A 13,255-nucleotide genomic window follows, 5' to 3' on the forward strand; every position below is an offset into this window, starting at 1 on the left:
GTTGCAGGGAGCGACACAGTTCGAAATACATTTGATTGAAGGACCGGTTCGTGTATCAATAAGATCGCGCAGATTGGTGCGTACCCCTCGCGCCGGATAACCGACGGGAGATTTCATCAGGGTAATATCTTCTTCTTTGGCGTCCATAAGGACTTGTTTGAAGTTTTCATGGGCATCACACTCATACGTACCGATAAAACGGGTCCCCATCTGTACACCCAAAGCACCGAGCTCCATCATGGCCTCAATATCCTTTTTGTCCCATATACCGCCTGCAGCGATTACAGGAATATTTCCCCATAGAGCCGCCTCTTCGACAACAGGACGAACAAGGTTTTCGAGCTGATATTCTTCCATTTCGCACTGTTCGTACGTAAAGCCCTGATGTCCGCCGCTTTTCGGTCCTTCAAGTATGACCGCATCCGGAAGGCGATTGTAACGTTTTTGCCAGCGTTTACAGATGATAGAGAGCGCTTTAGCCGATGAGACGATAGGGACAAGAGCAACATCAGGATAATCGGCGGTGAACTCCGGCATATTCGTCGGCAGCCCCGCACCCGTAATAATGATGTCGATACCGGCTTCACATGCATCATGCACGACACGGCCATAATCATTGATCGCATACAAGACGTTACACGCGAGCGGAGCACTTCCGCATATCTTGCGTGCATTCTCTGTGATTGCGATCAATCCTTTTTTCGAATAAAAGTTTTCGGCATCCAACGGTCGATTCGCAACCAGTTTATCCGCATACGCTTTATCACCGTAATATCCCGTACCTACAGAGCTGATAACACCCAGCCCTCCCTCTGCAGAGACGGTCCCTGCCAATTTATCCCAGCTGATTCCGACACCCATACCTCCCTGAACGATAGGGATTCGTACCGTATGTTTGCCGATTTGAAGTGGTTGAAAGTTCATTGGGTTACCTTTAATCGTGCAAATTTTCGTTTTCCAACTTGGAGGATGTATTCACCCCCATCCAATTGGTATTGTTCATCGCTTAGTTTATTTTGGTCGATTTTAACAGAGCCTTGCTTAATCTCCCGACGGGCTTGAGAGGTAGATGGACTAAGGGCACAATCGACAAGCGCTTTCGCAATCCAGATCGGCCCTTCAAGGGTAAATTCGTCCATTTCAGTCGGTATTTCACTTTGTGCATGCACCCGTTCAAACTCTGCTTGAGCCGTTAGTGCCGCTTCATGCGAATGGAATCTTTCAATGATTTCCAAAGCTAATGCTTCTTTCACTTTTTTAGGATGCAATGTTCCATTCTCAACACCGGTTTTCAATGCTTCAATCGCATCGAGACTTTGGGCGCTCAGCAACTCATAATAACGCCACATCAACGTGTCGCTGATGCTGAGTATTTTGCCAAACATTTCACCCGGAACATCCGCAACGGCGATATAGTTGCCTAATGATTTGGACATTTTTTGGACACCGTCAAGACCTTCCAAGATCGGCATCATCAATACCGATTGCTCTTTCCCGATCTCATAAACCCGCTGCAAGTGGCGGCCCATCAAAAGATTGAATTTTTGATCCGTTCCTCCGATTTCAATGTCACTCTTCAAATGGACACTGTCATACCCTTGAAGCAACGGGTACAAAAACTCGCTGATGGAAATCGAAATACCCGCTTTGTGCCGTTTATCGAAATCATCCCGTTCCAACATCCGTGCCACACTGAATGTCGTCGTAAGTTCCAGCATCCCGGCTGCACCGAGGGGATTGATCCAATCGGCATTAAACACAACCGTCGTTTTTTCAGGATCAAGTATTTTAAAGACCTGATCTTTGTAGCTTTGGGCGTTTTGTTGGATCTGTGCCGGGAGAAGTTTTTTGCGGGTTTCACTTTTGCCGGTAGGATCTCCGATCTGCGCCGTAAAATCCCCGATCAAAAACTGAATATGACCGCCGAACTTTTGAAAAATTGCCAATTTTTGAAGCAATACCGTGTGCCCCAAATGCAGATCGGGAGCGGTGGGATCAAATCCGGCCTTGACCGTGTATCCCTCCCCTTTTTCATAAAAGTTTTTGAGAAGTGTTTCGAGACGTGCTTCATCAATGATTTCGGCACATCCCCGTCTGATTTCTCGTAAGGCTGTTTGTATCATGGTTTATCCTTGGTTTCGGTACGCATCATCGGTCCGAAAAAATTGTATGATTTTCCCTTTTTTCTCCAGTTTGGAGCGAAGCCGATTGATATCGGCCTCCAGAGTTTGGAACTCCATCTCACAGTATTGAGTATGTTCAGATTTCTCTTTACCCAATTCGATACTGTTGATATCGGCACCCATTTTTGCCATATAGGTAAGCAGATCGGCCAGTGCCCCCTGAGCGCTTTGCATACTGATAATGAGATGGTATCGGTAATAATGTTGTGCTTTCCATCGTACAAATACCATCGGTTCACGCCGATCAATCATCCCTGCGGCATTTTTACACATCTTGTGATGTATATGGGCTTTGCCGTCTTGCAAAAAGGCAACGATTTCATCCCCGGTTTTAGGATGGCAGCAATAATCAAATACCGCATCGTTGACACTGCTGTTTGCGTACACTTCCAGCGAAGCAAAAACATACGGTTTGAGCCGGAAACGGTTGCGGGACAAAAATGCGCTGAATCGATTACTCTCACGAATTTCCTGAGTAAATCGGTTGATTGTCTCTTTGAGCAAATCGAGTTCACTCGGAATACGGCTCCGCTGCTCTTCTAAATGGGTTTGAGCGAATAACTCTTCCGTCCGTTCGGAGGCTAAATTAAAAATTGTCGACAGTATATTGATCCCTGTCTCGGTATCGATGGCACGGATACGCTGATTACAGTTAGCCCGCATACTGGCTTTTGCCCGTGATGTTTTAACGGCATCGATCCAGCTGCAGCGGTTGATTTTTTTAGAGGCTGTCGTAATTTTGACAATATCTCCATTGTGCAGTTCGCTGAGCAACGAAGCTTTCTCTTTATTAATCAAACATCCCTCGGCACTGTCTCCGATTTCAGTATGTACCGCATAGGCAAAATCAAGAGCCACCGCACCGCGAGGAAGCGTGAACGGTTTCCCTTTTGGAGAAAAAACACTGATGTCTTCACTGAAAAGGTCATTTTTAATCAACTCATAAAACGCTTCGACCGACTCGTTCTGATACTGAAGATTATGGAGCCAGTCCAGGCTTATCGGGTTATTCCCGCCGCTTTTATATTTCCAATGTGCCGCAACACCGAGCTCTGCGGTTGTGTGCATTTCATAGGTACGAATCTGTACTTCAAAAATCGCCGTAGAATCAAAAACAGAGGTATGGAGTGTCTGATAGCCATTCTCTTTTGGGATAGCGATATAATCTTTAAACCGCGAGCTGAGCGGCTGAAAGTTTAAATGCACCATCCCGAAAACACGATAGCAGTCGAGCGGTTTTTTGACCAATATCCTGACCGCCAGAAGGTCAAGAATCTCATCGATACTGATCCCTTTTCGCTGCATTTTAAGATAAATGGAATAGTGATGCTTGACCCGGCTGAGGATTTCAAAATCATCCTGACAAAAACCGTTTTCGAGCATCATTTTGGTCAATTTTTCGCAAAAATCACTTAAACGTGTATTGATTGAGCGAAAATTTTCTTCCATATACAGATCGATGGCACGTTTCTCTTCCGTAAAAAGATATTGAAAACTCAAATCTTCCAAAATATTCTTGAGGTAAGAGATTCCCAAACGATGGGCAACCGGTGCATAAACAACGAGAGTCTCTTCGGCAATGCGGTGCTGTTTTGCAGGAGCCAATGCACCCAAGGTAAGCATATTATGGAGACGGTCGCATAGTTTAACGACCAACACCCGGACATCTTCAATAGAGGCAACCAACATCTTCCGGAACGATAACGCCGATGCGACCAGTTTTTCATCCGAATTAGAAGGAATAAGCTGTGCATCGCGAATCGTATCGATTTTGGTGAGCCCCTCAACCAAATGAGCCACATCATCACCGTAATCACGTGCAATCTCTTCAATCGTTATATGGGTGTCTTCCACGACATCATGCAGCAAGGCCGCAATGACCATTGCTTCGTCTCCGGTGATATTAGCGACAATCGATGCAACTAAAACAGGATGGACGATATAGGGTTCACCGCTTTTACGAAACTGATTATGATGAGCTTGTTGTGAAAATGCAAGGGCGTTTTGGATAGCGCTGGAGGTACTGATATGGGTAAAGAGGTGTGCAATTGCACCCTCAACATCATTGATCCCGGTTACTTTTTCTATGTCGATGGCGTTCAATGATGCAACTTTAAAATAAAATTAGTCTCGGTCTACGAAACCTTTGATAGTGATGTGCCCTTCAGCAATCTCCATCAAAGCGATATCAGCTGTTTTAGCTTTCTTCACATCTACATTCAACTTTGTCGTTGCTCCGTTTAAAAGCTCTTCTGAGCGTTTTGCTACAGCGATAGCCAATTGGTAACGGTCGATATTTGCAGTTTCAAGTGCTTTTGCAGTTAATTGTTCGAGTCTCATTTATTTTCCTTTTGAGAGATTTATTTTACGATAGAGCAACGAGTGAGGTTACCCTGAATGATTTCAAGAAGATTACCCGGAGTGAACATATCACACACGATAATCGGAAGCTTATTCTCTTTTGCCAAGGCAATCGACGTATCGTCCATTACTTTGATATGGTCTTGCAACGCCTGCTCATAGCCGAGGCTAGGAAGCTTGATCGCATCATCATATTTTTTAGGGTCTTTATCGTAGACACCGTCTACTTTGGTCGCTTTGATAATAACTTCGGCACCGATTTCAATCGCACGCAGCGTGGCCGCAGTATCGGTCGTAAAAAACGGATTTCCGGTTCCCGCCGCAAAAATAACGACACGGCCGCGTTCTAAATGACGGGTTGCACGGCGGACGATAAACGCTTCCGCGATTTGTTCCATCTTGATAGCACTTTGAACGCGAACCAGCATCCCTTCGTGTTCACAAGCTTCTTGCATCGCGATTGCATTGATTACGGTCGCCAACATCCCCATATAATCGCCCGAAGTACGTCGGATGATTCCATCCGCCGCAGCGGTAACACCTCGGATAATGTTTCCGCCGCCGATAACGATACCCACTTCAATTCCTGCATCGACGAGAGTTTTAATCTCTCCTGCAATAAATTTGAGAATTTTCGTATCGATGCCGTGACCGTTTTCACCGGCTAGCGCCTCACCGGAGAATTTTACCAAAACGCGTTTATAGCCCATACAACTCCCTGTAAAGCATCTCTGATGTGCCTTTTAAATTACGCGCATTATACTTTATCGTCGCTTTAAGGTTGCTTTGATTACACTTAATACTTAATTTTACCGATTGGCTAAAGGAAACGCAGAGGTGGAACTCTTCGAAATGATCAAAGCATGGTTCAACCCGGTAGCGATGCATCGCGTTCCGCGCTATGGGAGGGGTACTCATGCACTTCCGAACCCTGAAGAAAAAGAGTTGTTCGATCGTGCGTCAGACGCACTGATACGTGGTGATATTTTGAGCGGATATGAGTATTTTTTATCCTCATTAATCCACCAAGACAACACTTTTCCCACTGCGCATCTGACGATCGAACGTTCTGAAGAATCCCTAAGATTTTCTCTTTATCAAGGCTATGCCCTCATCAAAGGTTTCGTCACCCCGACCTCTTTGGAAGCGTATGCCGATATTGCACTGAGCGAGACACTTCATGTTGCACTCAAACGCCGTTTTTTAGAACGCGATTTTCAACTTACCTATTGCCGTTTTAGTGATGAATCCGGAGTGATCAAACTCTCAATACGGTTGGATAACGCAACGATTACTCCCCAAAAAATCTTTTTTCCGCTCCGGGAAATTGCGCTGAATGCCGATTTTGAAAAAGAATTTATTGCCGGAGAATTTGATGAATCCGCTCTTCTCGACACGGAACATCTCCTCCCTATTGCTACTGCAAAAATCGATTCCAATTACGCTTTTATGCATCAATGGATACACGACACCAAACAGAGTCTGATCGGCCTGCTATCCAATGATAATACAGGAATGGCTTCGTTCAGTTATCTCTCTTTGCTCCTCCAAATCGACTATCTTTTCCTTCCGCACAAAAAAATGGCCAAAAATATCAGTGAAAAAATTAATGGCTACTTTATGGAAGATGAGAAACTGACCGAAGACAAAAATGCCGATTTGGAAAAATATCTGCATGACCTCGAAGCTATGGACAAAGAGTCATTTGCAACACAGTTTTACAATTCGGCCTATACATTCTCACCTTTTGAACAGGCGATGCACGAAGAGGTTGCTTTGTTTATCGAAGAGTCATTAAACAAAGTACGCTGGTACAAAAACAACCGTTCCAACTACGTCATCCCGGTTATTTACCGATACATTGCCCTCTACCTTCTTTACAATTACGGGCTTCATCCTTCGTTGCGTGCATTGCTGCATCTGCATGTCGAAGTCTATGCATACGATTTTTTCCAATCGGAGGGAGAAGTGCCCTTATATGATCCGATTAGCCAAACCTTTAAACAAAATCTCATTGCTAAACGTATCCGTGAGGCGATAGAACCGTATATGGACCGGTACAAAGGACTCCGCAATTTTTCCGATCTCATCAACTACAGTGATTTGGATCATTTCAGCCAAAGCTTTTATCTCCAAGTCAAAAATCTCGATTATACGGAAGACTAAACGTGAATACAGCTACTCAAAAAATGGTCGAGCAAACGATCGAAAGCATCGTCCAGATTACCAATCCCTACGGGAGCGGAAGCGGATTTCTGATCGATGAGCTTATTATCACCAACTCACACGTGGTCAGCGGGCTAAAAGAGGTTCTGATCAGTACCAAAACTCTTCCGAAAACGATAGGAACTGTTGTCTATGACGATCCGGCCTTTGATCTCGCCTTTATCCGCTCCCCGCTTCCGATTGAACATAAAAATTCTTTGCTTCTCTCCTCTCTCCCCGTACAAGACGGTGATGGAGTTATCGCCATAGGGCATCCCTACGGGCTAAACTACTCCACAACGGAGGGTATCGTCTCTAAAGCATCCCGCCTTCAGGGGGAAGTCGAATACATTCAATTTGATGCCGCCATCAATCCCGGAAACAGCGGGGGGCCGCTGCTCAATGACTCGGCAGAGGTGATCGGTGTTAATACGTTTATCATCCAAAACTCTAATAATCTGGGATTTGCCCTCCCCGCGTATACACTCAAGGAAGCATTAGAACAATTTCGTGCACTTCATAAAGATGATATTATCCGCTGTGTATCGTGCAAAAATCTCATCCATGAACCAACCATTCAAAATGATTATTGTCCTAAATGCGGTATCAAACTTGATGTCGCAAAACGCCGTCGTGAAGGGTATAAACCCTCCGGTGTCGTAGCCTTGATTGAAAAGATTTTAGAGCAGCTCGGGATCAATGTCACATTATCACGCCGCAGCCAACGCAGCTGGCGGTTTGAGACAAAAACGACCCGCATTGATATCAATTATTATGATAATGGGATCATTATCGCCGATTCAGCGCTCTGCCGTATTCCGCAGGAGAATATCGATGCCTTGTATGATTACCTGCTGCATGAAAACGGTTCATTGGAACGGTTACAGTTTTCGATCAATGAGAATACTGTCTATCTTTCCTACATTGTTGTAGATTCTTCCCTGAGTGAGGAATACGGGACTTCCGCCTTACGTAACCTTTTCACTAACGCACCGCGATATCAGACCCTCTTACTGGAAGAGTTTAAAGCGCTTGAGCCGAAGTTCGATGAGTTTGAATAAGTGCAGAAACATTCTCTTTTTGAGCGAAATCGGCACCCATACTGATAATAAAAGATGATACTTCCTGCAAGTTTAACGATGTTTTTTTAATCAGGGATTCATCTACCAATACCGTATACCCGCTTGTAGGATTCGGAGAGGTCGGGATAAACAATACGCAGATATTTTCATGGCGATTGAGCAGATACGCCGGAACCCATAGCCCCTCTTTTGGGTACTCGACGAGTACAACCTCTTTTTTTGTCCCGTCTTCGCCGCCGCTGAGCATGGCTGCGAGTTTTTTCGATACCGAATAGACCGAACGGATGGCCGGGATTTTTTCAAACGTACTGTCAATCATCGAAACGAAAATGGAACGCCCGTATTTTTCAATGGAAAAACCGAGCAATGCGAACACCGCGATAACCCCTGCCATCAACCCCAATGTCAATTCAAACGAATCGGTATAATCATGCAATGACAGATAGGCACTGATTCCGAGATTTTTCAGATAATTGACAACGACGATTACCAGAATCAACGGGAATAAAGATAACGCCCCAACAAAAATAAAACGAAGCAGTAATTTAATTTTCGAACTCATAAGATAAACCTTTATAGTATGACAAATTGTCGAATTATAGAATACTTTTTGAAACTCTTTACTACAATAACACAACTATAGGAGAAACTATGCAGCCTTTTGCCGATTTTAAACTCAATTTAGAGACATTTATCTCTGATTTGAACACCCTGATTGCAATTAACCACCAAACCATTACCGATTTGTTAGCCGTTACCGACAAAACCTATGCTAATTTTGTCCGTCCGTTTGATTTGATGGAAGAAGATTTGGAGCTTTTATTTACCCCGCTTTCCCATATCAATGCCGTTAAAAACTCCGAAGAGAGCCAAAAGGTCTATGCGGATGCCCTTCCGATCCTTACCGACTATTCAACATTTGTCGGACAAAACCTCGCTATTTATGAAGCATTCAAAGTGATTAAAGAGAATGAATACGATGCTCTCAATACCGAAGAACAACGTATTCTGGATCTTAACATTCTCCATTTTGAGCTTGCGGGAGCCCACCTCGATGAAATATCCAAACAACGCCTTTCGGAAATAAACCTCCGCAAAAGTACCCTTACGAACGACTTTTCCCAAAATGTTTTAGATGCAACAAATGCCTATGAAAAAATCATAACCGATAAAGCCGATGTAGAAGGGATTCCCGAAAGTGATTTAGAAAATGCCCGTTTTGAAGAAAATGGGGTCATTCACTACCGTTTTACCCTCCAAATGCCCTCCTATATCGCCTACATGACCTATGGGCCCAACCGTACTATCCGCGAGGAGCTTTACCGTGCCTACACAACCCGTGCGCCTCAAAACAGTGCGATTATCGATGAGCTTATGTCACTTCGTCAAGAGAGTGCCAAACTTTTAGGATTTGAAAACTATGCAGAATATTCTCTTGCTTCCAAAATGGCACCGAGTACCCAAAGTGTTTTGACCTTTTTAAACGGACTTGTCGAAGCTTCCCGAAAACAGGGAATGCGTGAATTGGATGAATTGCGGGCTATCGCACCGGATATTGAACTGCAAAGCTACGATACCGCCTATTACGGTGAAATTCTCAAAAAAGCCCAATACGATATTGACGAAGAAGAGTATCGTCCTTATTTCGAACAGCGCAGCGTCATGGAGGGGATGTTTACCTTTTTAGAAAACCTGTTCGGTCTCCGTTTTGTTCGTCAAAACATCGAGCTATGGGATGAAAAAGCAACCGTCTATGATATTTATGATGAGGACACGCTCACGGCTCGGGTCTATTTCGACCTCGAAGCCCGAAAAAATAAACGCGGCGGTGCGTGGATGCATAATTTTCAAACCCACCACTGTGACAGTGAGGGATGCATCCATCTCTCCAGTGCTTTTGTCGTCTGCAATTTTCCCCCTTCTTCCGAGACTTCACCGTCGCTTCTTCGGCATGATGACGTCGTCACCCTCTTTCATGAAATGGGACACACCATTCACCATCTTCTAAGCCGTGTCAAAGAGCATGGTGTGAGCGGTGTCAACGGTGTCGAATGGGATGCCGTGGAATTTCCTTCCCAATTTTTGGAAAACTTTGCGTATGAACCGAAAGTTCTGAAACTGTTTGCAAAACATTATCAAAGCGGAGAGATTCTCAATGACGACATGATCGCCAAACTGATTCGTGCGAAAAATTTCCAAAGCGGTATGTTTATGTTACGGCAGATCGAGTTTTCACTTTTTGATTTCGAGCTTCATTCAAAGCTCTATCAAGGAGAGGAGATACAAAACCTTTTGAATAGTATCCGGGCAAAAACTGCGCTGATCAAACCGCCTGAATACAACAAATTCCAAAACGGATTCAGCCATATTTTCAGCGGAGGCTACAGTGCCGGATATTACAGCTATAAATGGGCAGAAGTCCTCAGCGCCGATGCTTATTATGCGATTGTCGATGAGGGAGTATTCGGCTCTGAACTTGCGCGCAAATACAAAGAGATCGTCTTGGCCAAAGGAGGATCGCAAAGTATGCAGGAACTCTTTGTCGAAATGATGGGACGTGAATGCGACAGTAAAAATCTTCTTCGTCTGAGCGGAATAGAATAAATGCGATTTTTATGGCTATTGTCATTAATGATGTCACTTTTAGGAGGAGTCGAAGTGAAAATAGCAACTTATAACGTCGAAAATCTATTTGATATGAATGATGACGGCAATGAATATGAAGAGTATATCCCTAACGGTACCTGGGGATGGGACGAAGCGATGTATCGAACCAAACTGCGTCACACCGCAACAGTTATACAGGGCATCGGTGCCGATATTATCGGCCTGCAGGAGATCGAATCCGAGAGTGCCCTCAAAGACCTCAAAGCGGAGCTCAATCGCCAGGGAATCTATTACCCTTATTATGCCTTTGCCCGAGGTAAAAATTCTACCGTCAATACCGCATTGCTAAGCCGTTATCCCATCCAAAGTGCCCTTAAAATTCCGGTGAGTTACAATCGAAGATACCGTGATATTTTAGATGCCAAAGTCAATATTAACGGTACCTTTTTACATGTATTTGTCAATCACTGGAAATCAAAAAGCGGGCCGGAGAGTGAACGGATTTTATCGGCGAAACGGCTCATGCTTCGCTTGGATGAACTCCCCGCCAACGAGCCGTTTGTATTGATCGGTGATTTTAACTCCCATTTTGAAGAGTACAGAACCTTTCTCAAGAGCCGCAAGCATAACGACACTGAGGGGATTACAGGGATCAACCATATTCTTAAAACGATCGATACCGACGGGAATCCCGTTACCTATACATCTTTGCAAAATCACAGTGGGTACCTCTATAATCTCTGGTATGATCTGCCCGAAGAGAAACGCTGGAGCCACCGGTACAAAGGACATGGCGAAGGGCTTGACAATATCATCATCTCGCCGGCTTTAGCCGATGATCAAGGTTTGGAGTATGTCCAAGGAAGCTTTGCGCGTTATGATCCGCCCTATCTCTTTCAAAAAGGGAAAGTCTTCCGCTGGCAGCAAAGCCGGAAATATCCGAAACATCATCTTGGCGAAGGGTATTCGGATCATCTTCCGATTTATGCGGTATTTGAAATAAAACCCTGAATGGCTATAATACTTTTATGCAGCTGTCACCTTTAACCAAATATCTTACGTATCAGGTTTATCAAGCACTTCTTATGGTGCGAAAAATCGGACCGGATGAAGAAATCAGCTATCTGCACCAATTTCGTGTAGCACTTCGCCGGGTACGATCCTTACAAACACTCTATCTGCCCGATTCTTTTTCCTTTCCCCCTGAGCTTAAAACATTTCTAAAAACAACCAATCCTCTGCGCGAGTTTGATATTTTTTTACTTTCGGTTGATCCGAATATTCATAAACACTCCTTGAAAGAATTACGATCGATCCGTTATCAGCAATACGAAACTGCCGTTACCAAAGAGTTTAGACTCAAACTGTATACGCTGCTGAATACTTTTTACGATTCACTCATCCAATCCAATCCTGCTATCGATGAATTTCAGTGTGAACAAATGACGCAAGATCATTACCGAGTGGGCTTGGAACGCTATTTTGCCCTTTCTGAAAAATCAACAAGAAAAGAGCTTCATAAAGTACGAATTCATTTCAAAACATCCCGATATGCACTTGAATTTCTCAATGAAGCTTTTCTCAAAAATGAAGCAAAAAAAATCGATGAATGTAAAAAGATCCAAGACAAGCTCGGGAATATTCATGATCTTTATAACCAGGTCGAGTGGCTCAAAATACTCTGCCGTGAGCATCCCCAAAAAGAGTTCAAACAGCTTCTTATGGAACGGAAAAAGGCACTCAAAAAGATCAGAGGCACCAGCTAATCGGTAAAATACTATTTTCCTGCAAATAAGCATTCGTTTGCGAAAATGGCTTAGAACCGAAAAATCCCCGATATGAAGAAAGCGGAGAAGGATGCGGTGCTTTTAAAACCAGGTGTTTACGGGTATCGATCAGTGCCTCTTTTTTCCCTGCAGGAGCTCCCCAGAGGATAAAGACGATATGTTCTCGCTGCTCGCTTAGCGCTCGAATAACCTGATCGGTAAAACGTTCCCATCCCTGCTCTTTATGGGAAAACGGCTCACCCGATCGGACACTTAACAGAGTGTTTAGAAGCAATACTCCCTCTTTGGCCCAATGGCTCAAATCACCGCTTTTAGGATAGGGACATCCGATATCGCTTACCAGTTCTTTAAAAATATTTTGAAGGGAGGGAGGAAGAGGCGTTCCGTGTTGAACCGAAAATGAGAGTCCATGCGCCTGACCGGGGCCGTGATAAGGGTCTTGCCCTAAAATAACTGCTTTGACGGAGGAAAAAGGGGTAGAGTTGAAGGCATTGAAAATATTGCTTCCCTGTGGAAAAATCGTATGATTTTTTTTCTCTTCCACCAAAAAGGCTTTAAGTTTTTCCATATAGGGGTGAGCGAATTCGGCATGCAGTGCCTCTTCCCAGCTTTCATGAATATTCGGATGGACGCTCACACTATTACTTTAGAATATCATCTTCAAAAATGACCATCTCATAAATACTTCGTTTCGTGACCAATGATTTTTCAGGCGGCACTCCGGAACTGCTGCGGATACGTGCGACTTCCATTCGAAGTTCAGCAAGCTCATTTTCCATCATTTCCATTTTGTCCTTGAGACGCATCACGACGTCTACTCCGGCTAGATTCACGCCCAATTCACGTGTGAGACGGAGAATCGTTTTGATTTTTTCGATATCACGCTGAGAATAAAGGCGAATGCGGCCATCCGAACGCGATGGTGCGATCAGATTTTCCCGCTCATACTGTCGAAGGGTTTGAGGATGAATATCCAGAATCTTCGCTACGATGCTGATCATGTAAACCGGTTCGTCAAAATGGTGCATCT

The 13,255-nt window shown here is 44.3% G+C and carries 13 protein-coding genes; 5 read left to right on the plus strand and 8 right to left on the minus strand.

Annotation, left to right across the window (positions count from 1 at the left end; translation table 11 throughout):
• The 5 genes from WAO38_RS12000 to pyrH all read right to left on the minus strand — a co-directional run.
• Positions 1–924, minus strand: a 924-nt coding sequence (locus WAO38_RS12000; RefSeq protein ID WP_422237408.1) for a nitronate monooxygenase, incomplete at its 3' end; no start/stop codon positions are given.
• Complete coding sequence (gene tyrS, locus WAO38_RS12005) at positions 921–2,123, minus strand: tyrosine--tRNA ligase (RefSeq protein ID WP_422237410.1); 1,203 nt, start codon at positions 2,121–2,123, stop codon at positions 921–923. The genes WAO38_RS12000 and tyrS, both read right to left, overlap by 4 nt.
• Before the next feature lie 3 nt (positions 2,124–2,126).
• Positions 2,127–4,286, minus strand: coding sequence for a RelA/SpoT family protein (locus WAO38_RS12010; RefSeq protein WP_422237412.1), 2,160 nt, complete (start codon positions 4,284–4,286; stop codon positions 2,127–2,129).
• Positions 4,287–4,307: 21 nt separating this feature from the next.
• Positions 4,308–4,523, minus strand: coding sequence for a DNA-directed RNA polymerase subunit omega (locus WAO38_RS12015; protein WP_299987834.1), 216 nt, complete (start codon positions 4,521–4,523; stop codon positions 4,308–4,310).
• A 20-nt stretch (positions 4,524–4,543) separates the two neighbouring features.
• A complete protein-coding gene (gene pyrH / locus WAO38_RS12020) occupies positions 4,544–5,254 on the minus strand; it encodes a UMP kinase (protein ID WP_422237414.1) in 711 nt (236 codons plus the stop codon).
• Positions 5,255–5,381: 127 nt separating this feature from the next.
• Between pyrH and WAO38_RS12025 the strand changes: the two genes are divergently transcribed.
• Both WAO38_RS12025 and WAO38_RS12030 read left to right on the plus strand, forming a co-directional pair.
• The gene (locus tag WAO38_RS12025) at positions 5,382–6,710 is read left to right on the plus strand and encodes a hypothetical protein (RefSeq protein ID WP_422237415.1); all 1,329 of its coding nucleotides are present in this window, start codon (positions 5,382–5,384) and stop codon (positions 6,708–6,710) included.
• Positions 6,711–6,712: 2 nt separating this feature from the next.
• Positions 6,713–7,810 (plus strand): trypsin-like peptidase domain-containing protein, encoded by a 1,098-nt coding sequence (locus WAO38_RS12030; RefSeq protein WP_422237417.1) that lies wholly within the window; start codon positions 6,713–6,715, stop codon positions 7,808–7,810.
• Here WAO38_RS12030 and WAO38_RS12035 read toward each other — a convergent pair.
• Complete coding sequence (locus WAO38_RS12035; RefSeq protein WP_422237419.1) at positions 7,773–8,393, minus strand: DUF502 domain-containing protein; 621 nt, start codon at positions 8,391–8,393, stop codon at positions 7,773–7,775. The two genes, WAO38_RS12030 and WAO38_RS12035, sit on opposite strands and share 38 nt — an antisense overlap.
• 89 nt (positions 8,394–8,482) lie before the next feature.
• On the opposite strand from WAO38_RS12035, the gene WAO38_RS12040 reads away from it, so the two are divergent.
• The 3 genes from WAO38_RS12040 to WAO38_RS12050 are packed head-to-tail and all read left to right on the plus strand — an operon-like array spanning position 8,483 to position 12,204.
• Positions 8,483–10,435: a M3 family metallopeptidase gene (locus tag WAO38_RS12040; RefSeq protein ID WP_422237421.1), complete on the plus strand. Its 1,953-nt coding sequence runs from the start codon at positions 8,483–8,485 to the stop codon at positions 10,433–10,435.
• A 54-nt stretch (positions 10,436–10,489) separates the two neighbouring features.
• The gene (locus WAO38_RS12045) at positions 10,490–11,449 is read left to right on the plus strand and encodes an endonuclease/exonuclease/phosphatase family protein (protein WP_422237423.1); all 960 of its coding nucleotides are present in this window, start codon (positions 10,490–10,492) and stop codon (positions 11,447–11,449) included.
• 17 nt (positions 11,450–11,466) lie between these two features.
• Positions 11,467–12,204 (plus strand): CHAD domain-containing protein, encoded by a 738-nt coding sequence (locus WAO38_RS12050; protein ID WP_422237425.1) that lies wholly within the window; start codon positions 11,467–11,469, stop codon positions 12,202–12,204.
• On the opposite strand, the gene ung is transcribed toward WAO38_RS12050, so the two are convergent.
• Both ung and WAO38_RS12060 read right to left on the minus strand, forming a co-directional pair.
• Positions 12,188–12,862, minus strand: coding sequence for a uracil-DNA glycosylase (ung, locus tag WAO38_RS12055; RefSeq protein ID WP_422237427.1), 675 nt, complete (start codon positions 12,860–12,862; stop codon positions 12,188–12,190). The two genes, WAO38_RS12050 and ung, sit on opposite strands and share 17 nt — an antisense overlap.
• 4 nt (positions 12,863–12,866) lie before the next feature.
• Entirely contained in the window at positions 12,867–13,253 is a 387-nt protein-coding gene (locus tag WAO38_RS12060; RefSeq protein ID WP_422237429.1) for a heat shock protein transcriptional repressor HspR, read from the minus strand.
• Between the last annotated feature and the right edge of the window lie 2 nt (positions 13,254–13,255).

The sequence above is a fragment of the Sulfuricurvum sp. genome, assembly GCF_049277495.1.
Lineage (GTDB): Bacteria > Campylobacterota > Campylobacteria > Campylobacterales > Sulfurimonadaceae > Sulfuricurvum.